Origin of the sequence: Micromonospora sp. NPDC050187 (assembly GCF_044459745.1) — a bacterium.
Classification (GTDB): Bacteria; Actinomycetota; Actinomycetes; order Mycobacteriales; family Micromonosporaceae; genus Micromonospora.
Window position 1 is genome coordinate 170,936 of record NZ_JBITJH010000012.1, and the last position, 26,206, is coordinate 197,141.

Consider the following 26,206-nt stretch of genomic DNA (forward strand, 5'->3'; position numbering starts at 1 on the left):
TCATCCAGGGGTTCGAGGCTGGCGTCGCCGCCGACGAACAGCAACGGCGGGCAGCCGAAGCCGCGCGGGAGAAGGCCGCGGCCGAGCACCGGCGGCGGCAGGAGGAAGCAGCGGCCGAGCGCAGACGGCAGGAGGAGGCCACCCTCGCGCAATGGCACGCCGCGATGGCCGACGCCCGCGTCCGGGCCGCGGACAACATCCGCGCGGAAACCTTCCGCAACGCCTATCAGGCGTGGACCACCGTGGCTGGCATCCGCGCGTTCTGCAGCGCCCTTGAACAGGTAGCCGAGGGGCGGACCGGCGCCGGCGGGTACCTCGCCAGCTGGGTCGCGTGGGGCAGGGCCGCCGCCGACCGGATCGACCCCATTCACAGTCCCCGTGTGCTGGCTGACATCAACTACAACCCCGAACCCGGACCCGACGACCTGCGCCCGTTCCTCGGTGACTGGAGCCCCCACGGGCCACGCAAAGAGCACCGTCCTGATCACGACCGGCAGGCCCACGCCGGCATCCGCCGACAGCCGGAATCGTGGCACCACGGGCTGCTCGACGGCGGCGCCTGAAGTGCGTCGACACTTCAACCGTCACCACACTCCGGCCGGATGCGCGCGAGCCTGCGCCGGGACCTAGCACCATCGCGGCGCGAACCGCCAGCACGACCCGGTACCACGCAACAAGCGACGCTTACCCCAAGGACGGCTGGATGAGAATCGACCCCTCCCGCTTCACCGTCGGCGACGAATGGGCGTACCGGCAGTCGGACCACGGACCATCCGAACGCGTCCGCATCCTGGCCGTCGAGCCGAAGAAGAACAGCGCCCGCCTCAAGATCAGATTCCTCGACGACCCCGACGAACGGGTGGAGAAGGTCCCCGGGTCGCGGCTGCGGGTGCCGTGGAGCGAGGTCGGGACCTTCGACGCGCTGATGGCGAACTGGCAACGCATCGACGATCTGAGCCTCGATCGCACAGAGGAAGCCTGCGTCGAGGAGATCTTCGGCCTCTTGATCAGCGATGACGCAGCCGAACTGCTCTGGTCCCCGGTGTCATGCGCCACCGACATCCGAGACAGGACCCGGCTATGCGAGATCATCGGCGGCCCGGTCGAGGACATCCTCGCCTCGGCTGAATGGTTCGACCACGACGGCCGGACCATCCTGTCACCGGCCGGCACCCTCCAACTGGTCGAGGCCGCGTGCCGCGCCCATCCGACCCAGGTCCTCGACCTCGTCATCGAGCAGGAAGCCCGGTCCCGCCGCAAATGCAAGTTCGGCGATGACTACCGCGTCGGCCGCGACAGCCGGTCGACGACACCGGAATGGGAGTACGACTGGTACCGCCGCCACGACCGGCCCCGGCACGAACTACTACGCCAATGGTGCGGCCACCGGGCAGTCACCCACCACGAACGGTTCCTCGCCGCCGAAGCCGAAACCCACCGCCTCGACATCCTGGTAACCGACCTCCTCAAGGCCCTGGACACCCTCGGCGAACACGAACAGGCCGCCCGCTTCGCCGAGGAACACGAACGCGACCGCATCACACCCCACACGATCCGCCCCGTCGTCGAACGCCCCCTACACCCCTCCGAGATACCCGTACGCGAGATCAAGGTCAGGCGTCGCTGGTGGTGAACACCCTTGCGCGACATGGACCGCAATGTTGTCCCCGCGCTGAGCGGGCACGGGCCTCCAGTTCGGGCTGCCTGATCCTGACAAGTGGAAGATCATGTTCGTTCCAGCGTTATGTGTCAGCTATCTGACCGATTCTGGCGGCGGCCGGGGCAGGGCGGCAGGATGCGCGGATGGCCGTGAACTTCCGGTGTTCCCGGGCCCGTGAGCTACCGGCCGGAGATCCGCTCAGGCGGGCCTGGGTGCGCTGGCGGGATGCCTCGACAAACGACGAGTTATGGGAGCTCAACCGGGGTCGGCGGACCCTCGCTGACCGGGTCGATGACGAGCGGTTCGCCACCCTGCCGATCGACGGCCGCCTTCAGGTGGTCGCGGAGATCAGCGGACGGCATCGCTGCGACGATGACGACAAGGTGAAGTGAGGGTTGTCGGGCGCCGGGCTGCGCCTGGGCCGCCAGCCGGTGACGGAAAAGTGTCGTCGGCCCTTGCTAGGCTCTCTGCGCTCTACGTAAGGGCCGTGACGACCGTGGTTCTAGCGTGGGCACGACGAGTCCGTCGACTGAGGCTCCGCATGATCGAGATCAGGAGGTCGGGGTGTCTCTGCTTGTTGCAGTGCCGTCCCACCAGGGCGGTAGAAGACCTTGGTTGACCGTGCCTTAGCCACCACCGACGTCTTCGTGCACAACCCGATGTTCGGCATCGGCAAGCTCCACCGGAGCGCTGGCGTGGTGAGGTTCTTCGGCGGGCCGACGACCGAGGAGATCGCTGTGCCTGCCACTGGCACGACATTCGTGCCGGTTCAGCTCGAGAGGCACCAGCGCGTTTGGTGCCGCCGCGACGGTACGTGGCGCGCTGGGTTCGTCGATTCGCGCGATGCGAGCGGCGCAAGGTACATGGTGGATTTCCCGAACGGCTCTACTGAGTACGTCGACGTGAACCAGATGTACGTGCTGTGGTCACGGTCGGTCAACGAGCCCGTGGAGTTGTTGAAGGCCGGCACGGTGGAAACCCGCTACTGGCATAGCCGCAGGTCGGCCTTCGTGGGCGATGTCCTGCGTCAGCGTGTCGCTGCTCAGGGACTGGCGGGGATTTGGTCCTCCGGCGTCGATATCCATGCCCACCAGGTCGGAGCCGCCCGTCGCATCCTGGCCGACCCGGTGAAGCGATACCTCCTCGCCGACGAGGTCGGACTGGGAAAGACTGTTGAGGCGGGCATGGTCCTGCGTCAACTGCTACTCGACGGTGGTGGTGAGGCGCTTGTGTTGGCTCCCGACGGTCTCATTGAGCAGTGGAAGGCCGAACTTCGGTCGAAGTTCCGGGTGGATCAGTTTCCAGGACGAGTGCTCGTTCACGCTCATTCCCGGATTGCGGAGCTTGCCCCGACCGGCCGGATGAGTGTCATCGTGGATGAGGCTCATCGACTCACAGCGGCTGCCCCGGGCGGCGACGGCGCGGCCTATCGGCAACTCTGCGCCGTGAGCCATGCCGCGTCCAGCTTGTTACTGCTGTCAGCGACGCCGGTACGGACGAATGAAGACGGGTTCCTGCGGATGCTTCATCTCCTTGATCCGTCGACCTACCCGCTCGATGGCCTCGCACAGTTCCGACATCGAGTCGAAATCCGCGACGATCTCGGGGAGGCGCTCGCGGCGCTCGGCGATGACACGCCGCTGATGTTCCTCGAGGAGCCGGTCGCAACGTTGCGCCGGCTGCTGCCGGACGAGGAGTGGCTTCAGACCGAGCTCGACCTGCTGGACCAGTTCGTCGCCGCTCGGGTCACCGACGAGGTTCGCAGCCGCTGCCGGCGAATACGGATGGAGCTCGCGGAGACGCACCGCATCCACCGCCGCATGATCCGTACCCGCCGGAGCGCCTCCCTCGGACGACTGTTTCCCGTCCGTGGCCGTACGGTCGGGCGTGACTGGTTACTCACGGATCCCGACGAACGGCGGTCCGAGGTCTTCACGTTGATCGAGGATCTTCGGAACGAACTCCCCGCGCTCCCGGAGGTGGAAGCCGAGGCGGTATTTCGCACAGTCCTGGGCCGCGCGATGGCCCCGGTGACCGCTCTGGCCGATCTCGCAGCGGCATTGCGGGAGGAACCTGGGCACGACCTTGACGATGTGGAACGGACTGCGTTGCAGGCCTTGTCGGGCACCGCCTTGGGGCGCTTCCTTGCCGCGCAGATCGAGGCAATCCTCGCGCGTCACACGGCGGCCGATCGTTTCACGGCGATGATCGAGTGGGCGTGGCTTGGCATCGGCACGCGTCGGACGGCGGTGACGTGCTCGTTCCCGGCGACCGCTACCGCCGCAGCCGAACGCCTGGAGACCCAGTTCGGCACCGGCCGCGTCGTGCGCCTGCTATCCACCATGAGCGTCGCGGAAAGGTCGGCCGCCACACGCCGGTTCGTTGCGGACCCGTTCCGAGGAGTGCTCGTCCTGGACCGTGGCGGCGAGGAAGGCATCAACCTGCAGGTGGTCGACGAGGTCCTGCACTTGGATCTTCCGGTAAGCGTCGCCCGCATTGAGCAGCGCCTCGGCCGATTCGACCGGTGGGCTCAACCGGGACACTCGGCGAAGGCACCGGTGCGATCTGCGGCGTTCCGCGAGCAGACCGCAGTCCTGGACGCCCATCTCGGAGGATGGCGCCATGCGCTGGACGAAGGGCTAAGCCTGTTCGGCGAGTCCACCGCGACCCTGCAGTATGTGGTGCCCGAGGTCGAACGGGGCTTTATCGCCCTCGCCATTGATCAAGGGCTCGCCGAGGCCGGTGAGCGCACGGCTGCCCGGCGAGACGAGTTGGACAGGCAGCGACGCCGGATCGAAGGACAGGACCTCCTCGACGCGATCGAGGACCGCACCGAAGACACGGAGTTCGCCGAGGCCATGAGAAGGGCCGACATGGCTGACCGTACTTTCGGGGCATTCCGCGGCTACGCGGTTCAAATGCTTGGCTTCACCGAGGACATCGGCGATATCGCAACCCGCTTCGGTATCAGCTCCAAACACCCGCCGCGCCTTACCGAGTCGGATGTTACGAGCATCGGCCCTGATAATCTGCGCCGGCGCTACGCGCACCGACGGGCGGCTGCCACGAACGGCGTCGGTCTTCTGCGCTGGGGTGAGCCCCTTGTCGATCGGTTCGCAGACCTGGCGCAGAAGGACGATCGAGGGCGAGCCTTCGCGATCGAGGTCTGCCAGCCGCACCGCGAACCGGGATCCGTGCTCGTCGTGTTCATGTTCCGGGTCGTCGTCGCGGCCGACTCCGAGCCGGTGGACCAGTTGCGTACCGTCGACACCGCAGCGGCGACGGCTGCGACAGTTCGGCTTGGTCAACTGTTCCCGCCTCTCGCCGAGACGGTGTGGTGGCGTTCCGATCATGGTGAGCCACCCGAACAGGTTTGCCGGACACTCGACCTGATCGAGGGTGTGAACTTGGGCAGCCGGCCAGAACGATTCGACGAACTCGTCCGTCTCTTGCGTTGGCCCGATCTGTGTGAACGAGCTACCCGCGAGGCCCTGCGCCTGGCAGCGCAACGCCCCGGCGTTCTGCACCACACGTCAGCCGCAGCGTCGGCGACACACGCCCTGCGCACGAAGGAGCAAGCCGTAGTCCAGGCCAGACTCCGCGCCGGCGCGGACACCGCCAGCGACCCTCGTGTGCTCGAAGCAGTCGCCGCCGCGGTCGCAGCACCGCAACTGGTGATCGACTCCTGCGGGGTCGTCTTCCTGACCGGGCCGGACGCGTGAGCACGCCAAGCATCACGCTCGACGAGCTGCGTGCTCGCCACCGGCGACTCGACCGGCGACTGGCAACCCGCGGGTCACCGGCCGACCTCGCCGTGATGATCCGTACCGGTCTAGTTGCTGCCGATTACGCGGCGCTGACACTGACCGGAACGCCCCTAGAGGACTGGGATCCTGCGGTCTGGGCTGTTCACGGACTCCTGCAATCCGGGGCGACGGTGCGGCCGACGGCATGGAAGCCAATCTGGCTCGATCACTACGATACCGTTCCGCCGGACGAGGCCCCAAGCCGTCGCACACGGCGGCGCTTCGACGCTGACGTGCCCGCTGATCCGTTTTATCAACAGACGATGAAGCATGCCGGCGCCAAGACCGTGGGACAGCGCGACGCGGTACGGGCAGCCGCCCTTGCCGGCTCCGGTGACACTGTCATCTGCATCCTTCCGACCGGATCGGGGAAGAGCGATGTCGTCCTCACCCGGGCGCTACGAAACCGTCCGCGCCAAACCCTGATTATCGTGCCGACAGTGTCACTCGCCCTGGATCTTGAGCGCCGAGTGCGGAGACTGGTCGGCGACGACCGAGCCCAGTTCGCCTACTTCGGTGCGGCTGATCAGGCCACCAAGCACGACATCCGCGCCGGGATCGCATCAGGGTCGCAGTGGTTGACGATCGCCGCCCCCGAGGCGGCCTGCACAACTCTGGCCGCGCCGCTGATCGAGGCCGCCTCGAGCGGCTCACTCGATCTCATCGTGGTGGACGAGGCCCACATCGTCGCCCAATGGGGCGACGCCTTCCGACCGGCGTTTCAAACATTTGCCGGCTTACGCCAGAGGCTGCTTGAGACAGCGCCCGTGGGGCGGCAGCCTGCCACCGTTCTGCTCACTGGGACACTAGACACCTACGGCCTGACGACCCTGAGACGCTTGTTCCCCGGACGACGACGCCTCCTCATCTGCGGCCAAGCGACCCGACCAGAACCCGCATGGTGGGCGGCGCAGTGCGCCGACGAGTCCGACAAAAGCGAGAAACTGGTCGAGGCGTTACGCCACCTGCCACGACCTGCCCTGGTGTACACAACCCTGCACCTGTCGGAGCGGTCGACCAACACCAGAACCGCGCTGAAATGGCTGACACACGCCGGGTTCACAGCCGTTACCGAGATCGCCGGCAATCCCCAGCCCAGCACCCGACAGGCTGCCGTCCACGGTCTGCGACTGGAAGGCCGACCGGACAAGGATCTGGACATCGTGGTAGCGACCTCAGCCTTCGGACTCGGCATCGACATCGACGATATTCGCAGCGTCGTGCATCTGTGTGTGCCAGAATCCGTCGACCGGCTATACCAGGAGGTGGGACGTTCCGGCCGCGACGGACGTGCAGCCGCGTCCTTGGTCCTGTGGACCACCGCCGACATGGCCGTGGCGACCGAAATGGCCCGCGAGCGGCTTATAGGACCCGATCTCGCGTGGTCGCGATGGCAAGGCATGCGCCAGGGGCGGTGGTCAGGCGACGACCTCACCGTCGACTTGCGCGCCGACCACGCGAACGTCAAATACCCGGCGAGCGATACCAATATCTACTGGAATGTGCAGACGCTGGCAGCCATGGACCGGGCCGGCATGATCCAGCGCCAGTGGCCGCTGCCCGCCGCGGTACCCACCGATGCAGGCGACGACGAGGTCGAGGCGTTCTTCGACACGCAACGGACAGCGGCCGTCGTGAAGGTTCAGCACAGTGACCTCGACGATTTCGACACCTTCCGGACGCGGTTCACCGCCAGCCAGCGGGCAACCCGCGACGCCGCGAACGCCGCCCTCACCGCCGCGACCGGCCTGATCAACGGAGTCGACGAGTGCACGAACCGGTACCTCGCCCGTCACTACCGTCTCGAAGACGACCGGGGAAACCAGTTCCCGGTGTCGGTGGCATGCGGTGGCTGCCCGCACTGCCGTCGTACCGGGACGCAACCAACGCCGGTCCCGGCCTACCCGACCCTATGGGCAGGTCAACTGCGAACGGAGGCAATCGGCGACCTGCGTCAACTTGCCACCGACGGCAGATTGAGCGTCCAGATGAACACGCCAAACGACGAGGCTGTGCAGACCCTGGTGGATCGGCTACTGCGCCGGGGCATCACCATCGTCGCCACCGCGACCCCCGAGGCCACGCCCTGGCGTACGCGGGCCACGGGACCCTGGTGGTGCGACGACATTCACATCTGGGCTGGACAACTGGACACACCGTGGCGGGTGCCCACCTTGCTGGTCATCGACTCGTCGGTTGACGATGCGGTGCTGCTGCGGGCGTTGTCACGCTTGGCAAAGCAACCCCTTGGCGTCGTGCTGACGGCCTCGGACCGCCGTGACCCCGCCAATCCGAAACAGTTCCTCCACGAGGCGTGGACCCCCAGCTACGAGATCGAAGACGTGTTGAGGAAGATCTGACATGCCGCTGCTCAATCCGCCCGACATCCTGCCTGAGGCCATGCGCTACCTCGCGCGAACTATCATCGCACACCGAGGAAACCGTTGCTCTAAGGCGGATCTGCTGGCCCTGGTCGCTCCCGAAGGACTTGTCGAGACGATGAGACCACTGGACCGTGATAAGGACGACGACCCCGACGCCGACAACACGGCGGAGAGCGGCCGGATCATCGCCGAAAGATCCCTAGCGGCCTTGATCAACCTTGGATTCGTTGTACAGCACGATGCCGAGGTGGCGGCAACCGAAGTGGCTTTGAGCCTGTGGCGCAGCGCCGACGCCATTACCCCGGCGTCGTTCAGCCGTGCCGTCCGATCGCAGATCTGGCGCGTCGCGAAATCAGATCGAGACAGTGGCACCGCCCAAGTGGAAGACCTTGTCCAAGCGGTGGGCGTTCTGTTCGCCGCCCGCGAACCGCTGCGTCCTTTCGAGTTTGAAACGGGACAGGGCCGCCACTTTGCCGAGGCGCAGGCCAGCGAGTTCGGACCTCTCAAGAAGGACTGGCCGGTGACCAACGCCACCCAGTTCCTGCCGTTGTGCCGGTGGGCGCCCTACCTCGGCCTCGCCCAGCCACTCAGCCCTCGGTCACTCGTCGCCGACGCCAGCCAGGCACTTCGGCACGATCTGGCCCAACTGCCGGCCCAGCGATTCCGAGCGGCTGATTTCGTTGCGCGCTGCGCCGAAGCCCTACCGATTAGCGACGGCGGTCCTTGGTCCCGTTGGAAGAGCGATGACGGTCAGGAACTCTCGCCGGGCCTGTCGATGTCGTTGCGACAGTTGGAAGCTGAAGGTTACCTAACCTTTCCTCCGGCGGAAAGCGACACCGACGCCCTCACCGTGACGTTGGGCCAAACCGCAGAGTCCATCCGGATCTCTCACATCGATTGGCATCCGCAAGGCTCAGCGAAGGAGCGGCCGTGACGGCGACGTCGATTCCCCCCTGTTGGTCCAACGCCGAGATCCAGGTGGCGGCCCAAGTCGACGCCGGCGGACTCGAGTTCGGAGATCCCTCCGCCGACGCAGTGTTCAGCGCCGTCCACCAAACGGTTCCGCTAGCCCGGGTGGCGAAGGGAGGTGCACGCGAACCCGTCACCGAAGCGGAGGTTCTCGCAGATCTGTGCCAGCCGTTGGTCTCGAACGAGCCACTGATCCGGTTCATCACAGGAATCGCCGGGCGGGGAAAGAGCCACTTCGTCCGCTGGCTGCGCGTGAACACGCCGCCACGCAACGACTGGCACATCGTCTACATCGAAAAACGGAACACGTCGCTGCGGCGCATCATCGAACAGGTGATCGACGGCATTGACGCACCGTCGGCGGCATCTCTGCGGGCCAGCTTGGCGCGGGCTGCGTCCCGCGTGACAACCGCGAAAGAGGCGATGCTCGCGCTGCTCAATCACCTGCACCGGCTGGTCGAGTTCGACGACACGCCCATCATCCAAAACCTCTCCGGTTCCGACCTCACCGAGATGCGGGGACGCGTGGCGCGGCTCGTCGGCGACTACACGTTCAAGCAACAGCTTTCACGGCCGGGCGGCCCGATCGAGCGCATCGCGAAACTCGCCAAGGACGGCCACGAACCCGGCAGGGACGTTAGCGCCGAAGATCTGCACCTCACCGAAGCTGATCTCAAGGTCGACCCCGAGGAGTTTCTCGACGCCGGCGAGGACATCCAGCTTAGGGTCCGCGAGCTCAATATGAACCGCAGCTACCGCGCCGCGGCGGCGACGATCTTGGACTACTACCTCCCACGAGCCGCCGCTGACGTGTTCACCGGCAGCTCGACTGATCTCTTGCAGGTTTTCGAAGACGTTCGCGGCGAACTGGTCCGCCGCAACCAGCAACTGGTTCTGTTCGTCGAAGACTTGGTCCTCCTCCACGGCATCGACGCGCAACTCGCCCAAGCCTTGACAATTCCCGCGCGCCCTGACCTGTGCCGGATCAGAGCTGTCATTGCTGTCACCACCGGTTACCTCGATGATCGCTATGCCACCTTCGCTGAGCGCGGTGTGCACTACACGATGGACGTGGATCTTGCCGCGGTGGACGTGGGTGACCTTCGTTCGTTCGTGGGCAGGTACCTCAACGCCGGTAGAGTCGGCCGCGAGAAACTTACGGCGGCGGCAAGCACCGGGATGCCGACGCCGAACAAGTGCCCCGACTGCGTGTACCGCGACCGATGTCACCCGGTGTTCGGGGTGACACGGGAAGGACATGGGCTGTTTCCCTTCAACGCGGCCGCAGTTGACCACCTGGTCGCCTTGGCCAGCCCGCGAAGTTTTGACCCCCGAAACATTCTCCGCACGGTGATCCGCGAACCCCTTGCCATCGCCGAAGCCGAACTGTCGACGCCCGGACGGTTTCCTTCGGCGCGGTTTGGGGCCAGCCTCGCACCCACCCGCATGTCCGTACCCGTCGAGTTGCGTGACACGATCGCCCGGCAGTCCACCAGCGCGCAGGCCGAGATCAGCCTCCGCGCCTTCTATGCGACGAACCCGCCGGCTGCCGACGACGGGCTGCTGCCGATCGCCGAGGTCTTCGGCGTTGCATTGACCGAGTTGGCTGCGGACGGCGACAGCGACATGCAACCCGTCGCGGAGCCAGCACCGAAGGGATCAGCACCGGCGTCAGAGATCGATAGATGGGTTGCCGGTAGTCGACTGGCCGTTAAAACAGCTCAGAAGATCCGCCGGTGGATCCTCGACGCACTCGCCGCTCGCCTCCTCACCGGTCCCCACGGGTTGAGCATCAAGCGATCCGCCAGTATCATTCTGATCGGACAGGTTACTATCAGACCAGCCAACGTCGTGATCGAAAATGCCGCTGGCGGTGGCAGTGCACCACCGGACGATCTGACGATCGAGTTTCGGAACAACGACCGCGACGGCGTCCTCTTGAAGGGCATTGTTGCGGCTGTCTCCGGCGACCCTGTAGGACCGAACGGAGGCCGTTGGTTCTTCGAGATGCAGCACCGGCTGGCCCGACTCGAAGCCGAGGTCGTCAAGGCGGTCAAGCACGACGCGAAGGCTGACGTCACAGCTGCGCTCGCCGTCCTGGGCGTACTGAGCTCGGTTGACGGCAGACGGGCTGACTCGCCGGCGAGTGCCCTGGCCATCATGATCCGGCCAAAGCGTCCCGCCGGTCTGAACCCGAAGATACTGGGGTTCCTGTCGGCGGTCGAGCCGTACCGGACCAAGGCGCTCACCGTGGTCCGGGACAGCCTCACCCAGCGCAAGGGCACCGGCGCCGCCTCAATCTTCGACGCCGGCGCCGTCCTCGAACTCCTTCTACCGAGTGTTCGGAAAGCTGATCTGGGTGCCGACATCCGCGACTACGCGAGCGAGCGCATAACCCTGGCCGGCCTCCATGACAAGCAGGCCAAGGCAGCTCAAGACATGTGGGCACCGGTGCGCGATCTGGTCCGAAAAATCAACGGCTACGTCGCCGAGGACGAGGACCTAACGGCCACCGCAAAGATCATGGACGACTTCGTGACGCAGGCGCACCGCGCGTCCGCGCTGACCCGGCACGATGGCAAAGAAGTGTATGACCGGCTGCGCCCGGACGGCGAGCGGCTCAGCACCCTCCGAGCCCTCACACGAGCAGTCCAATCCCCACCAACGCCAAGCGCACTCTGGGAACTAACGTCCGACCCCAGCCCCATGCTCACGGACATGCTTCAGTATTGGCAGCTCTGTGATCGATTGTTGCAATCCCTCCGCGATCCGGCGGACAGGGCCGGCGGAGCAACGAACACCTACAACCGTGCCAGGCTCCAAACAGCATTGAGGGATCTTGCGAACACGCTGGAAGGATTGGCCAAGCGATGACCGAGCCGCTCAAGGACCCGGCTGAGCCGGCCCACCGCTCGCTCGCAGATCGCGCCACTCAGGCCCTCTTGGCGCTGGCTGACCAAGCTGACCGGAAGAAGACCGAGGTAGAGCGAAACGCGATCTCTACAGCGTGCAACCGGGCCGAGGCCCTGACGGCACGGCTCACCACGTGCAGCGACATCGACGCCGAACTTGCCGACCGTGGAGTCGCTCACATTCGGCCGTCAATGCCGGCCGACGCGGCCAGATCGATCACGAACCTTCGTAGAGTAGCGACCCAAGCAGCCGACCCCACTCAGGACCTGACAGAGAGGCTGCGCACCGGGGCCGTGCAGGATTCCCTCCGCTCGGCCGAAACCATCGCCAAAAGTCTCGAGCAATCCCTGCAAAGGGCCGGCAACGCCGAACAGAAACGCCTCCGACCCGAAGGTCTCGATCAGTCAATCGCCGCAATGCCAGGTAGCGAGTCACTGCAGGTACGCATCTCACGGATCCGGTCGGCGTGGTCGCGACCCTTCACCGGCCCGATCGAACAGCTTCCGGCAGCCGTCGATAGCTGGCGGCAACACGCGGCAGACTGGGAAGACATCCAACACGAACTCACCCGACGCCTGGCGAACCTACCGCCCGAGATCGCAACGTTCATCGGGGCGGCAGCCAGCGATGGCGGAGCACCATGGTCCCTCGTGACCGCAGCCGTACGCGACTGGCTGGACACGGACGGTCGCGGGGACGGATACGGGGTTCGCAAGTGGTGAGTGACCCCATTAAAACCCTCCTAGGTGTGCTTGACACCCTAGAGGACATCGAGGCACGCCATCTGGCCTGGGGCCTGACGGAAGAGAGTTGGACCCAGGATCAACTGATCCAGACCATCGGCGCAGCAGCACCTACCCACGATCCTCATGACATCCTCGAACAACTGCTGCAACATAACCTGGTGTTCGAACTGGACCGGCGATGGCCGAAGGAGTATCGCACGCGCATGGCCGAAACCATGCGGTTAATGGCGCACCTACGCCAACTTTTCCCTGGCCGTCCATGGCAGGCCGCCCCCAGTTTGGTCGCCGACTTCCGCTTCCGGCACGAACCGCGGCGATTCCCTTGTCGCAACCTCGACACCGACGCGGTCACGGCGCGGCTGACCAGCGCCCAGCTTTCCAGCGCTCAGGTCGAAACTGCCCGCCTGATCCTCGACGGGGCACCCGACGCAAACGGCCAGTACGACCCTCGAAAATTGTCCGAGTTTCAACTCCAATCCACCACCGGCGTATTAGCTGCGATGACTAAACGTGACCGCGGTGTGATCGTCAGCGCCGGCACCGGAAGCGGTAAGACGCTTGCCTTCTACCTGCCTGCACTGATCCACCTCGCGACTCGACCAGCATCCACGCATGGCGTCGGAGTCGTCGCGATCTACCCACGCAACGAACTTCTCAAAGACCAACTAGCCTCAGCGCTTGACGAGACTCGACGCCTGCGTAAGGCAGGCGGTCGCCAGATTCGGATTGGCGCGTACTTCGGCAACAGCCCGAATGGCACTTCCAAAGAAGCGCCAAAAGCGGCACCCAACGGGGCATGGGGTCGAGCATCTCGCGGCTGGGTCTGCCCGTTCCTGACATGCCCAGTGATGGGACGCCAGGGCGACCGTTGCGGAGGTGACTTGGTTTGGCTGTTTTCGGACTACGGCGTCCCGCGACCGCGACGAAACGAGCGACTGACCTGCACAACCTGCGGCGGGGTGGTCGGCGACGACGAGCTAGCCCTGACCCGCGCGACCATGCGTAATCGCCCACCCGATCTGCTGTTCACCACGACTGAAATGCTCAACCGCTCCCTCAGCGACGGCTGGAGCATGCATGTCTTCGGGGTCGGGCCGAAGGCGCGAACCAGGCCCGCGCTGGTCTTGCTCGACGAAGTACATACCTACGACGGCACGAATGGCGCACAGGTCGCATACCTGCTTAGAAGATGGCGCCATTTACTCAACCGGCCGACCACCTGGGTCGGCCTGAGCGCGACGCTGTCAAACGCCGACCGCTTCTTTGAACAGTTGTGCGGTCTGGCGGACGGCACAGTGGTGACGGTCGAACCTGACCAAGGTGACCTGGAGTTGCGCGGGCGGGAGTACCAGGCTGTATTGCGGGGCGACCCGTCCCAGCAGACCGCCCTGCTGTCCACCACGATTCAAACACTTATGCTGTTGCGTCGGACCTTGGACCTGAACCCGACTCCGCTGGGCGCCTACGGCAGCCGCGTGTTCGCGTTCTGCGACAAGCTCGACCTGGTCAACCGACTCTATCGCCAGATGCAATCCGCCGAGGGGCTCACCGAAACCGGCAACGCACGACGCGGCGCCGTCGCCCTAGCCGCTCTTCGCATGATGCAGACCGTGCAGGGCACGGGTCCGGTAACCGACTGGGACCGTCGAGACGCCGACGGCCAGCACTGGTGGATGTCCGAACTGCTCGGCTTCGGCCCTCGGAGCCTGACGATCGGTCGAACGTCGTCGCAGGATACCGGCGTCCGCGCCGGCGCGGACATCGTCGTGACCACGTCATCGCTCGAAGTCGGGTTCGACGACCCCGCCGTCGGCGCGGTCCTGCAACACAAGGCCCCACGAGACGTCGCCTCATTCCTGCAACGGCGGGGCCGGGCCGGTCGTACCCAAAGGCAGCGGCCATGGACCGTTGTAGTGTTGTCAGATTTCGGGCGCGACCGCACTGCCTACCAGGACTACGAAACGTTACTTTCCCCAAATCTGCCAGCGAAGCGCCTGCCTATGGGCAATCAGTCCGTGCGTAAAATGCAAGCGGCTTTGTGCATGATCGACTGGGTCGCTTACAAGTTGGGCGTGGCGGCCCGAGCCAGTGACCGGAACACCCGCATAGTGTTCACTCAGCCGGATGCCACGGTTGCGGACCTTCGCGACGAGGTGGCCCAGTTACTCACTCGGGTCATGAACGGTGGACCCGAACGGCAAGATTTGATGACCTTCGTCGGGGCATCGCTGCAGTTGAGCCCGGATGAACTAGAATCGGTGTGCTGGGAGCAGCCCCGATCACTGTTACTCGACGCGGTGCCCACTGCTCGGCGTCGGCTTGTGAGCCGCTGGGCCGCATACGTGGACGGCGACTCAGTTGCTGAGCGCGAAGAGTGGGTGAATGATTCACCCCTACCGGAGTTCATCCCCAAAGCGCTGTTCAGCGACCTGTGTCTGCCTGAAGTAGCGATCATCGCGCCGCCCGGCTACGACGAGGCGGCCAACGAGTCGATCGCCGTGCAGATGGCCCTGAATGAACTAGCGCCTGGCAAAGTGACCATGCGGTGGGCCGTTGAGCGAGGCCGCGGGCTCTGGATCGAGCCAGCCGACGATGGAGCCTCGGTCGCCCTGGAAGAGGGACTTGCCTACGACGGTGTGGTTATCGGCGAGGTGGCCGGCGACAGCGGGCCACTTCCACTGGTGCGCCCCCTAATCACCGCGCCACAAGTTCCGCCACCCGAGGTGCAGCCATCGTCGATTGGCCGCCTGCACTGGCATGTGCGCTGGCGACAACCGAACGATGGCCTCATGCTCGTCCGCCCACGGTCCGGCCCACTTGTCGGCAACGTCGTCTCCGTACAGGCCTATCTCCACACCGCCCGCGGAGCTCTTCAGTCCTGGCGGTACGCGACGCACACATCGGCCAACCTCGCACGGCGAGGCGGAGGCCGCCAGCAACTGAACAACAGCTTCACGTGGCACGGTCAACCGGCAGCCGTCGGCTACGACGCTGCCGTCGACGCCCAGATCGTCACGATCACCGTGCCGCAGACACTGCCATCGTTCGAACTTCACCGCTCGCCGCAACGGCTCCGCCAACTCCGACGAGACTTCTTCGTCGACCAACTCCGCGAGCGGCTACACGCGCTTGCAGTCGATCCCTTCCTTGCCCGCAACCTCGCCGAGTCGATCGTCGCCGCTGCCGCTTCGGCCGTACGCGACAACACCGAGCCGGCCCAATTATCAGCATTGCCGTCCGCCCAGTGGCGACAATTAGTCACCGACCTGCTCCGCGACGGCGTCATCGGACTAGACAATGACTCCGACGATGAAGCCGATCCAACGAATCATGGCCTAGGCCCACGCCAGCAACAGCTCCTCGACGCGTTGACCGATGGGCCAATCGCGCAGGCTATCGCCGAAACCGTCGGCCGCCTGACAGCGGAACCGGACGACGATTGGCTGCCCTGGCTGCGAACCCGCTTCGTGCAGACCATGGCCGCCGCCTGGCAAGCCGCCGCCCAGGAACTTTGCCCTGACTTCGACGCCGACCTCGACACCGTCATCGATGTCGACCCGATCGGTGACGGCCCCACCGCCACCTTTGTGCTCAGCGACGCCATGATCGGGGGTGGCGGCATGATCGAAACCCTCAGTTCCCGCATCAGCGACGACCCGCGGCGGTTCGACTACCTCGTGGTCGCAGCCCTCCAGCCATCTGACCTAGAGGACGTCGACCGGTCACTGCGCCACACGTTGACATTGCTCACCACGGAACCCGAGATCGCCGACGCCGCGCAGAGATTCCGCACCGCTGCAAATGAACGGCTCCACGCTTGGCAGGACTTGCTCGGAGCCCTCACGAACCACGGCGTGAGCCCAGCCCACGTCACCGTAACTACCTTGGCCAGCCGCGTATTCCGGGCGAGGTCCGGGCCAGAATCCGACAATCTCATCCGAGAATGCCTCAATGCCTGGAAGGACATCGAGGTCCGCGCCGGCTTCGCGATCGATCACCGCAGCATCTGCATAGCCCTTGCTGCCGATCCCAACATCGTGGCTGCGCTCGTCAAAGCGATTCCTGAAGGCGCGGGCGAAAGTGAGAAATGGGCGCAGTCCGTACTGCAAGGACTGCTGTGGCCAACCGCCGAGGCCCGCCGCGCGCAATCACTCGTAGCATCGAACCGCTTCGTCACCGAAGCCCCGCAGACTGAACGGACCCTCGTGCTTGATGCACTGCCCGACCCGATCGACGAGGTCGACGTCGACGATGCCGATTGGGTCCACCGACTCACCGAACACATCGCGGCATCAGGACGCTGCCAACTGGTTTCCGGCAGCGACGACCGCACCCGCATCAAGCACGCCCTCCAGTACCTCGTCACCAATCCGGTCGACATGGGATGGCTTCACGTACACCCGCACGTCGAAGCCGCTTTGCGTCGCGACGGAACGTTGGCCGTGGACGTGTCGCTGGAAGAGGCACCTCAATGAGCACCCGTCACATCCACCGACTCGCGGCTCGTCCGCACCGGCTCATCAGCGAAGCCCTCCAGGGACTGCTGGTTAGTGAACTCTTAGCGCCAGGACGCCGGCTGTTGATCGCCTCACCGTGGATCACGGACGTGCCGCTGCTGGACAACCGAGGCGGTCGTTTCAACGTCTTGGACAATATGTGGGGTGCCCGAGTCATTCGACTGTCGGCGATCCTGCGGACCCTTCTCGCCCAGCAGACCAGCGTCTACCTCCATTGCGGTCCAGGCCCGGCCGAGACGGCCTATGTAAAACGCCTTAGCGACGTGGCGCGGCGGGACGGCACCGAAGCTCAGTTCCATCCGCGGCAATCGGTGCACGTACCGGGCACCGTGCTCGACCACGAGAAGGCGATCGGTGGCGACGACTGGATCATCCACGGATCCATGAACCTGACATACCGCGGAGTCGAGATGAATGGCGAACTGGTGACCGTTTCTACGGACCCGGTGCACGTCGCAACCGTCACCACTGAACTGATGAGCCTGTTCGCATGAGCGAGCCCGTCGCCGCGCTGACCGTGCTGCAACGGTGGCCATCGTTTCGCGACTCGTTCTTCGGACCGCCTAATTCCCTCCGCCCTGGCAGCGGAATAGCCGCGCTTGACGAGGTCGTCGCGACCGCCGACGCCCTCATCGCCGAGGACCCTCCGAAGCCGGTGGTGCTGCCTGCCCGCATCGACGGAAGCACCCATTACTTCGCCTTGGCGTTCACCTCGGATCAGGCCCGCACCCTCCGGGAACTGCTGCAGTCGCACGTCGGGCGAACCTGGACCGACTTCGACGGGCGAAGCCTGGCTACCAGCAACGGCTCTGACCCACTGGAGCAGGCCGCCGTTGCCTTCACGGGCGACAGCCGTTACGTCTATCGCTTCCGCGTTGGCAGACAAGCAGCAGCCCGTAATTGGGTGCGCGAATCGGTGCAGACGCTGCTCGCATCGTTAAGGTCAGCGCCACGGCGGCAGGCGCGCATTGCCCTGCCCATCGGACGCCTCATCGGCGACCTGACCGATGCCTGCGCTGCACGTGCGGAACACGCCGCTCAAGCCGCCTATGAGGTCCTGGCCGCGGACCATCGACTGTCGCAAGCAAACCGACTCTTCCTGCAGATCCAACTGCTCGCCGCGTTCGACCGATGGGACGAACTCGAGCAGCATCCCGAACTGGACACGCTGCTACGGCTTCCCCGCCCGATCCTGGCCTCCGACGCACTCGCACGTCTCGCGACGTCCAAGTTGGCGGACCCGCCGGATCTCGCGACGTTCGCCCCGATCGCCACGCGCTTCAACGGTCTCATCGACTCGGTGTCCGCGATCCGGTCGGTTGCCGGCGCACGCTATTACACGTTGTGGGCGCTCGCCGCCGACGAGTCGCCCGACCGACTGCGGGAGCGGCTCGCCGAAGCCGGCTGGACCAGCGATCCTGGCATCGCCGCCCTACTCCACACCGCAACGAGTAACCCAGTCCGTGGGGTAGAAGAGACCACTGAAGCCGTCGACGACCTGCGGAAACGGGCCAGGCAGGCCATTGAAGCCGGGCGCTTCGACGCCGCGATCGACCTGCTGACCCTTCTTCCGACCGACCGCGCCGATCTCCCGGCCGTCGTGGAGGCGATTACCCACACCTTCACCGCGAAGGCCGTTACGCTCCTTGAACGGCACCGAACCGAGCACGGCGAGGACGCCATCCGCGGTGCACTCGGCTCCTGGCGACCGGAGCGCCCGCTCGAGTCTGCCCCGCTGCCCGACAGGCTGGCCCGTCTGTTCTCAGATTCAACCAGCCCGCAACAATTGGAGTACCTGCGGTCGTCCATCGAACGCAGTGGCGTCGCCGAACTGCGGGCACCAGGGGGCACCGACGCCGTATGCCGGGCGATCCTGCAGGCAATGGACGGCGTTGGGCCCGAACGGCTATCCCCGGGGATCGATGTCTGCATCGATCTGGTCCGCGACCTCAAAACCAGTGACGCCCCGATCGACGACGTTCGTAGCCTCAGCCATCGGGTCCTCGAGCTCTGGGCCTACCACGACAACAGCGGCGACCGGCATCGCGCCGGTCGAATCGTGCAACTCGTCGGTGATCTGGTTGAAATGGGCCTCAGCGTGCAGGCATACGAGGAGGTCGTTGAACTCGTTCGGGCCGGCTGGGACCCGTTTCTCGCCAACGCCGATTTACCGACCGGCCTGGATCTGCTCGAACAGTTCCTCGCGCACCGCCCTGAGGCCGCCTGCAACCTCAACACCTTCGCCGCCCCGATGCTGTCGCGCATTGGACCGCACAATGCCGCCCGGGTACCGTCGGCTGCGCTCGCCGTGGCGGTTGACCTGGCCCCGTCGTTCGACCTTGCCCTCGACGTCCCAGCGCCGTCGCCAGCAGTCCACGAGCAGGAACCGTCCGTACGTCCTGGCACCCGTGTTGCCCTGTACTCGCTGCAGGAACAGGCCCTCGACCGTACCGCACGGATTCTCCGCGAACGCCACCCGGGTCTTGACGTGGTCATCTGCGCCGATCACGTGGCAACCGAAGGGCTGCGTGCTGCAGCCCGTTCGGCGGACGTGTTTATCGTGATGGACCGCGCCGCGACCCACGCCGCGACCAACGCGCTCAAGGCAGAGCGCGCTGGAATGCCCATCCGGTACGCGGCGGGCAAGGGTTCGACGTCCATGATCGAAGCTGCCGAAACGTGGCTTCGCGACCAGCACGCAGCCGGCGGCGGCCCGTCCGCCGCCGCCTCCGTGTGACCGACCTGTTGGCGTTCGCCGTGTCAGCGACTGCGACGTGGGAACGGCACAGCGCGGAGGCTGTGCCGGTACCCCCTTCCCCAACGCATCGGGGAACACTTCGGCAACTGCCTCCCAGAAGTCGCGCAGGCGGATGGACCGCGTTACGGCTTATGGTCCGGCCCGGGGCCCGCACGAGCCTCATACAGCCACGGCTATCGTCCTCGCGTAACCTGACTGGACCGATAGCGATTCTGCAGGAGGTCTGCGACACGCTGGATGTCTCGGGGAGTGTTCTGGATGTCGTTCCACTTCCGCACGACGCCATCGCTAAAGACCCATTCGCCCTCGGTCCAGTGGCAGTCGTCAGCGATTACCTTAAGGTCGGCGACGAACTCGTCCGACTCAATGATGCCGTTGCCGTCGTCGCGGGCGTGGCTGATCGCGTCCATGAGGTAGCCCATGCTGATGATCCCGGCACCGTGCATCAGACGTGACCTGCGGGGAGGCTTGTTCCACGCATCAGGGAAGACCTGCTTCACTGCCGCCCAGAAGTTGCAGAGCAGGGTGAACATCTCGCCGGTGTACGGCAGCGCTTCGTCGTTGCGAAATCGATAAAGAGCTCCGTCGGACAGGCTGTTCTCTAACATCCGTAATACCGAGTTGTCTTTGATGTGGCCGCCTGGGTTGGTGGGCATTTGGATCATCCGGTAGAGCGGGGACCGCAGCTCATCGAAGTTCAGCTTCTCGAGCAGGGTGGCGGGTAGTTGGCGGACCCGCAACGGAGTGGGTAGCGCACCAGAGGCGCCTGGCAGCAACTCGTGGATGAGGCCCTTGGGGAGTGCCTTGGTGGAGTTGACCAGGATGAACTGGGAGCGCTGGTCGGCGGTGTCGTTGGCGATGAAGGCGCTGATGCTCACTGGGAACGCGTCGATGTTGGCGTCGCGGATGGCGGCGCAGCGCTGTTGGCCGTCGACGATGAACCCTGGCCGGTTGTGTTCCGGTCCGTCGATGAGCGGGATGACCAAGGTTCCCGTCTCGACGTAGCTGGGGCCAGCGGCAGTGGTGGGGTTTGGTTCGAAGCGTACGCGCTCGTCGAAGGCGATGACGATGGCGTTGGGCAACAGTGGGCTGTCGTCGGTTTCAATGTACCGGCGGATAGCCGCAACGTGGGCTAGGATCTCGGGTCGCTGGTAGCCGTGCAGCTCGGTCGTCTCGTCGCGTCGGATACGCGAGACGGTGGCGACCTGCGGGACGAGCTTGCCGTCCATCGCGAGTGTGTAGAGGCTGCGTCCGCGACCCTGCTGGATCTTCAGCGCGGGCAGCCGGAGCTCGGGGGTGGTGCCTGCGGGGAGGTCACGCCGGGTCGGGGTCACGCGGGAGTCCTTTCTCGTTGTGCGCGCAGTCGCTGTTCGAACACGTACAGGTTGTGAAAGCCTCGCCGTTTGTTGCGTTCGGTGCCTCTGAAGATCAGAACTTCGATGCCGATCGCCCTGCACAGGTCACAGGGGCAGTCCCGCCAGGGCCGGTCCGTCAGGGTTGCACGATACTGCGCGCTGCGGTCGGACTTGCCGTCCCAGACGGCGCTGTAGTCGACGAGTGCTTGGATTGCCGGGTCGACGTCGATCTCGTCGGCGTCGTACTGGCGGAGCCGGGTCAGTGCAGTGCGTTCCAGGGCCAGTGCTTGGGCTTGGCTGATCTCGCCGGAGCGGATGCGGGCCTTGAGCTTGGGGTTGCCACCGACCTGCGGTACGCGCAGGGCGACGTAGGTGCCGGTGGGTGTGTAGTAGTTGTCGCGGTCGTCCTTGAATGCTTGACGGAACGGTGAGGTGCTGTCGAAGCTGGTGACGCCGTGGGTGGCGAAGGTAGGCACGTCGTCGCAGCGGCTGATGCCCAGCAGGTGCAGTTGCGTGGTGGGCTCACGGACCTGGTCGATCGCGGCGAGACATGCCAGGATCTCCGGGGTCTTGAGGGGGACCATGCCCCCGAGCGCGATGCGTTGATAGCCGATGCGTTGCAGGGCGACGACCGCGTCGGCGTAGGACTGTGGGCTCCAGCCTTGGGCCACGCCGAGGGGGGCGAAGCAGACTCGGCGTGATTTGCAGCGCTGCCAGAAATCCGCAGCCAGCGCAAGGGTGATCTCCTGGCGGCGTACCCACTCGGCGGCGCGCTCGTCGTTGCGGGTTGCCGTGGGCTCGTATTGAAAGATGACGTGGTCGACGGCGATGCCGTAGTGGAATCCGCAGCCATCGTAGAAGTCGATGACCTCATCGACACTGTAGGGCGGGTACTCCTCTGCGACGTATGAGAACGCTCCACAGTCGCCCATGATCTTCAGCGGTGTGTGGCCCCGGTCGAGTCGGAAGAAGCGTCGGGCACCCTCGCGGTAAAGGCGGTGGCGTTGCGCGGCGGTGTACTTCCCGGTGCCTCCACCGGCCTTGCCATCGACGATGGATTTCGAGACCAACAGCCCGTCGAAGGGGGCTTGGGTGAGTATCTCGTGGGCGTATAAGTCGTCGCGTTGCCGGACGCGGAACGGGTCGCGTTCTTCAGTGACGAAGTCGAAGCCTGGGTCGACCTGGTCCTGGCTGTCAGGAAAGAAGAATCTCACGACAGTTCTGCCCGGGTGTTGTGGTAAAGGCGGATGAGGTAATTGGATAGTTCTTGAATGTGCCGGTGCATGTTTTCGATTTCGTTCCAGCGCAGGCCTAGGTCGTCCCAGACGCCAGCGGTCCAATGACAGCGCGGTGCGATAAGGGCAAGGTGTTGGCGGATAGCCTCCGGTGCGTTGGGGCTGCGGGGATCGACGGCGCCCAGAATGCGGTCCATCAGCCGGCCCATCGAGCGAATCCCGGCACCATGCATGAGGCGGCTCTTGGTGGCCGGCAGTCCCCAGGCGTCGGGAAAGGTGTCGCGCACTGCGGCCCAGTAGACGTACAAGGCCTGCAGGATCGCTTCGAAGTCCGTCTCGTTGCGACTGACGTCGCGGTACGGGAACAGGCAGCCTGATGATGAGGTCAAGCTCTCATTGAGCATGTTCACCACCACGGTGTCGGTGATCACCGCGTGGGGCGTCTGTTCCCGGCTCGTGGAGGCCCGTTTGATCAGCCCGTGCATGGGCGAGTTTGGATCGGTGTTGAGGACGTCACACAGAGCGGCGGGCGCTTTGCGGATTGCTAGACGAGGGGGCAATGGGCTGTCGACCTCGGGCAGTAGTTCGGTGACGAGCCCGCGCGGCAAGGGTCGGGTGTTATTGACGCGAAGGAACTGGTCGCGCTGGAGGGTAACGCTGTCGGCGACGAAGGCAGTGACGGGGACCGGGAAGCCGCGGCGTTGGGCCCGCGTCAGGGCGAGGGCGCGCTGCTGGCCATCAACTATCCAAGCTGGCTTCGGCTTGCCCTGTGCCGGTAGTGGGATAGTCAGCTTGCCGGCGGTGGCCAGACCGTCGCCGGCGCCAGGGCCGCGGCTGGACTCGAACTTCGCGCGCGAGGACAGCGCGAGGATAATCGGGTTCGGGAACAGCGCGCCGTCGGTGTTGAGATAGTCGATGATCTCCTCGACGTGCCGGCGTACCTCGGGGCGCTGGTAGCCGATGAGGTTGCCGGCCTCGTCGCGGCTTACTCGGGAGATGTCGGCGATTTGCAGGACCTCGTCGGCGCGTAACGCGAACATGAAGAAGGGATAGGTGCTGTTTTGGTCGATCCGCAGCGCCCGGCGGATGATGTTCTTGACGGAGGGGACGGCGGGCATCAGCGGGTCACCTTGGCCGCGACGTCGGCGAACAGGGCATGGAACCGGGACTGCTCGCAGGACTGCCCGGACTGACGTAGTTGGCGCAGCAGACTGGTCGCGGTGACGGGCCCGTTGGTGAGTTGGCCGCGGATGAAGTCGCGCAGGGCTTTGTCGCTGAGCTTTTGCCCGTTGGGCCGCCGGCTGGGGTCAGGCGGCGCAGTCGCGGTGGCTTGTTCGGCGAGTTTGCGCAGGTTGGTGTGGGAAAGGTCGTCGGCTGCTGCGGTGAGCAGGTGGGCGGCGGCGCGAACATTGAGCGCTTGCATGCTGCCACCGACCACTGGCCGAAGTGTGGCCGTGACCGGCACGATGAGGTCGTCGATACCCGAGCAGCGCCCGGGCGGGCCGATGATGGCCAACTGTTCGCGGCTGGCCAGGCAGCGGGCGGCTTGGCGCAGGTCGTCGGCGCAGGCGCGTAGGTAGGCCTCGGACAGCACCGCGATGACAGCCGCGTGGGGATTCTGGCGAGCCAGCGTTGTGAAGGAGCGAGGGGCATGGATGTCGGGGCCGTTCCAACGGTTGAGTCTGCTCCACCAGTCGCGCATGGCGGACGACGAGGATCCGGCGGCATCGGCCTCCCCTGCCGTAAAGGTGGCTGCATAGGGGGCGATCGGCGCATCGGCGGTGATCAGCCCGTAGCCAGCGGAGCACACCCACAGCTTTGCCGCCCGCTGCAGGCTGGCAGGAAGACGACGAGCGATCTGCCAGTGTTCACCGGCATACAGATCGATGGCGGCGACTCGCTCCGTGTTGCAGGTGGACAGCCGGTGCGCCCAAGCGGCGAAGCGTTTCCCGGGTAGTTGGTCGTGCAGACTGCCAAGTCGCAGGTGATCGGGCACGATGCGGGTCTTGCGGTTGGCGCAGGTGACCACAAGGTGCACGGGGCGGCCGGCGATGTCGGATCTCGACATTACGCGTCGCCGCCAGCCGCAGGGTCGGTCCACTCGAGCCGCGCGAATGCGGCGTGGTTGTGGATGCTCTCGTCATTGATCACGCGCACCCGGAATCGCGTCACACGAGGGTCATCGCGCAATGTCATGGCAACGTGGCGGGTCATATCTTCTACAAATACCGGATTGTCGTAGCCGGCCATAGTGACATGACGCTCGTCCGGCCGCTTGAGCAGCGCGTAGACCGGTGAGGACGCCGCAGCCTCGGCGACCTCGATGAGGTCGTCGAACCACAGACCTTCCGGGTCGACCGGATGAACTTCGATGGTTACGTAGCCGCGCTGGTTGTGCGCCCCTCGATCACTGATGGCCTTGCTGCAGGGACATACGCTTGTCACGGGCACGCGGGCCTGCAGCGTCAAGACCGGATCGGCTGCGCTCACGCTGGCGGTCAATGCGCACTGGTATTCGCTGAAGGATCGCGCGCCGGTGACCGGGGCCTGCCGCTCCAAGAAGTAAGCGAAGGTGAGGTGAACGCGGGCGCTGCTGCTGCCCATACGCATACGAAGGTCTTCCACCAGGCGCAGGGCACTGGCCGGCGCGACCTCGTCTCGCCAGGCGTGCAGCACTTCCACAAATCGGCTCAGATGGGCGCCTTTGACCTCGGCGGAGAGGGGGACCGACATGTCGATGGTGGCGACAGTTTCGCGTTTGGCCCCTTGGCCGTCAGCGATCAGAAGCGGGTAGCGCAGCCCTTCGATGCCGACCTCATCAAGGGCAACCCCCCGCTGATCGGGTAGTGCCTGGACGTCGGGAAGCATCACAGCTCTCCTCGATAGACGCAGCCGGAGGTGCACGTTTCTTGAACCATGACGGTCGACAGGGGAACCTGATCGATCAGTCGGTCCCAGATCCATCGGGCCAGTACTTCGCTGGTGGGATTCTCCAGGCCGGGCACCTCGTTGAGGTACTGGTGGTCAAGTTGGTCGAGGAGCGGTTGGACCGCCTTCTTGAGCTCGCCGAAGTCCATAACCCAGCCCGCTTGAGGGTCGACGTCGCCGTGGACATGGACTTGAACCCGGTAGGAGTGACCGTGTAGACGGGCGCACTTGTGCCCAACTGGCACGTTCGGCAGTCGGTGCGCGGCTTCGAAGGTGAACTCTCGGAAGATCTCCATCAGGCAATCCCTATGTACTTGTGCGTCTGCAGACTCAGTTGCCACTGCGGATGGTCAAGGCAATACCGCACCGCAGCCTCGGTGTTAGCCGCCCTGTCAGGGCCATCCATGGGCTGCAGCAGAAAGTGCTCGAAGGCAAGGTCTTCGAATAGTTGCGGTTCAGCGCCGACCTGCGGGTAGACCAACTTGAGGTCATGGCCGCGGGTAAGCACGAGGTCCGCGCCGGACTTGGGGCTGACGCAGACCCAGTCAAGCCCGGCCGGCGCTGGCCGAGTGCCGTTTGTCTCGACCGCGACCGTAAAGCCCTCGGCGTGGAGGGCCTGCACAGCGGCATCGTCCAGTTGCAGCAGCGGTTTACCGCCAGTGCAGACGACATAGGGGCGGCGGCGAGGATGGGATTTCCCCTGCCAGGTCTTGGCTACGGCCGTGGCCAGATCAGCCGCAGACCGGAAACGACTCCCACCCGGGCCATCCGTGCCAACGAAATCGGTATCGCAGAATCGGCAGATGGCGCGATGCCTGTCCGACTCACGCCCGGTCCACAGGTTGCAGCTGGTGAACCGGCAAAACACCGCGGGCCGGCCCGCATGGGTTCCCTCACCCTGCAACGTGTAAAAGATCTCCTTAACGCGGTACACC

18 protein-coding genes are annotated in these 26,206 nt (G+C 65.2%); 11 read left to right on the forward strand and 7 right to left on the reverse strand.

Features of this window, described 5'->3' with window-relative positions:
- Positions 1-164: 164 nt before the first annotated feature.
- The 11 genes from ACIBJE_RS19920 (at position 165) to dpdD (ending at position 19,732) form a co-directional block, all read left to right on the forward strand.
- On the forward strand, positions 165-563 hold the full coding sequence (locus ACIBJE_RS19920) for a hypothetical protein (protein WP_396750338.1): 399 nt from the start codon (positions 165-167) through the stop codon (positions 561-563).
- Positions 530-1,633 carry a hypothetical protein gene (locus tag ACIBJE_RS19925; RefSeq protein ID WP_396750340.1) on the forward strand — a complete coding sequence of 368 codons (1,104 nt, stop codon included), beginning with the start codon at positions 530-532 and terminating at the stop codon, positions 1,631-1,633. Before ACIBJE_RS19920 ends, ACIBJE_RS19925 begins: the two co-directional genes overlap by 34 nt.
- Positions 1,634-1,803: 170 nt before the next feature.
- Positions 1,804-2,052, forward strand: a complete 249-nt coding sequence (locus tag ACIBJE_RS19930) for a hypothetical protein (RefSeq protein ID WP_396750342.1) — start codon at positions 1,804-1,806, stop codon at positions 2,050-2,052.
- A gap of 219 nt (positions 2,053-2,271) precedes the next feature.
- Complete coding sequence (gene dpdE / locus ACIBJE_RS19935) at positions 2,272-5,382, forward strand: protein DpdE (RefSeq protein WP_396750344.1); 3,111 nt, start codon at positions 2,272-2,274, stop codon at positions 5,380-5,382.
- The gene (gene dpdF, locus ACIBJE_RS19940; RefSeq protein WP_396750346.1) at positions 5,379-7,826 is read left to right on the forward strand and encodes a protein DpdF; all 2,448 of its coding nucleotides are present in this window, start codon (positions 5,379-5,381) and stop codon (positions 7,824-7,826) included. The genes dpdE and dpdF overlap by 4 nt, the downstream gene beginning before the upstream one ends.
- A gap of 1 nt (position 7,827) precedes the next feature.
- On the forward strand, positions 7,828-8,784 hold the full coding sequence (gene dpdG / locus ACIBJE_RS19945; RefSeq protein WP_396750347.1) for a protein DpdG: 957 nt from the start codon (positions 7,828-7,830) through the stop codon (positions 8,782-8,784).
- Positions 8,781-11,693 carry a hypothetical protein gene (locus ACIBJE_RS19950; RefSeq protein ID WP_396750349.1) on the forward strand — a complete coding sequence of 971 codons (2,913 nt, stop codon included), beginning with the start codon at positions 8,781-8,783 and terminating at the stop codon, positions 11,691-11,693. Before dpdG ends, ACIBJE_RS19950 begins: the two co-directional genes overlap by 4 nt.
- Positions 11,690-12,454 carry a hypothetical protein gene (locus tag ACIBJE_RS19955; protein ID WP_396750351.1) on the forward strand — a complete coding sequence of 255 codons (765 nt, stop codon included), beginning with the start codon at positions 11,690-11,692 and terminating at the stop codon, positions 12,452-12,454. The genes ACIBJE_RS19950 and ACIBJE_RS19955 overlap by 4 nt, the downstream gene beginning before the upstream one ends.
- Before the next feature lie 26 nt (positions 12,455-12,480).
- The gene (dpdJ, locus tag ACIBJE_RS19960) at positions 12,481-16,953 is read left to right on the forward strand and encodes a protein DpdJ (protein WP_396750353.1); all 4,473 of its coding nucleotides are present in this window, start codon (positions 12,481-12,483) and stop codon (positions 16,951-16,953) included.
- Entirely contained in the window at positions 16,950-17,489 is a 540-nt protein-coding gene (dpdK, locus tag ACIBJE_RS19965) for a phospholipase D-like domain-containing protein DpdK (protein ID WP_396750355.1), read from the forward strand. Before dpdJ ends, dpdK begins: the two co-directional genes overlap by 4 nt.
- Positions 17,486-19,732, forward strand: a complete 2,247-nt coding sequence (gene dpdD, locus ACIBJE_RS19970; protein WP_396750357.1) for a protein DpdD — start codon at positions 17,486-17,488, stop codon at positions 19,730-19,732. Before dpdK ends, dpdD begins: the two co-directional genes overlap by 4 nt.
- A gap of 194 nt (positions 19,733-19,926) precedes the next feature.
- Here dpdD and dbpB (ACIBJE_RS19975) read toward each other — a convergent pair whose 3' ends face one another.
- From dbpB (ACIBJE_RS19975) to queE, 7 genes are read right to left on the reverse strand one after another with little or no spacing between them, the layout of a single operon-like run.
- Positions 19,927-21,087, reverse strand: a complete 1,161-nt coding sequence (dbpB, locus tag ACIBJE_RS19975; protein ID WP_396750359.1) for a DGQHR domain-containing protein DpdB — start codon at positions 21,085-21,087, stop codon at positions 19,927-19,929.
- Positions 21,084-22,322 carry a tRNA-guanine transglycosylase DpdA gene (gene dpdA, locus ACIBJE_RS19980; RefSeq protein WP_396750361.1) on the reverse strand — a complete coding sequence of 413 codons (1,239 nt, stop codon included), beginning with the start codon at positions 22,320-22,322 and terminating at the stop codon, positions 21,084-21,086. The genes dbpB (ACIBJE_RS19975) and dpdA overlap by 4 nt, the downstream gene beginning before the upstream one ends.
- Positions 22,319-23,461 carry a DGQHR domain-containing protein DpdB gene (gene dbpB / locus ACIBJE_RS19985; protein WP_396750363.1) on the reverse strand — a complete coding sequence of 381 codons (1,143 nt, stop codon included), beginning with the start codon at positions 23,459-23,461 and terminating at the stop codon, positions 22,319-22,321. The genes dpdA and dbpB (ACIBJE_RS19985) overlap by 4 nt, the downstream gene beginning before the upstream one ends.
- Entirely contained in the window at positions 23,461-24,411 is a 951-nt protein-coding gene (locus ACIBJE_RS19990) for a hypothetical protein (RefSeq protein WP_396750365.1), read from the reverse strand. Before ACIBJE_RS19990 ends, dbpB (ACIBJE_RS19985) begins: the two co-directional genes overlap by 1 nt.
- Positions 24,411-25,211, reverse strand: a complete 801-nt coding sequence (folE2, locus tag ACIBJE_RS19995) for a GTP cyclohydrolase FolE2 (RefSeq protein WP_396750367.1) — start codon at positions 25,209-25,211, stop codon at positions 24,411-24,413. The genes ACIBJE_RS19990 and folE2 overlap by 1 nt, the downstream gene beginning before the upstream one ends.
- Positions 25,211-25,567, reverse strand: coding sequence for a 6-carboxytetrahydropterin synthase QueD (gene queD, locus ACIBJE_RS20000; protein ID WP_396750369.1), 357 nt, complete (start codon positions 25,565-25,567; stop codon positions 25,211-25,213). Before queD ends, folE2 begins: the two co-directional genes overlap by 1 nt.
- Complete coding sequence (gene queE, locus ACIBJE_RS20005) at positions 25,567-26,205, reverse strand: 7-carboxy-7-deazaguanine synthase (protein ID WP_396750371.1); 639 nt, start codon at positions 26,203-26,205, stop codon at positions 25,567-25,569. Before queE ends, queD begins: the two co-directional genes overlap by 1 nt.
- Between the last annotated feature and the right edge of the window lies 1 nt (position 26,206).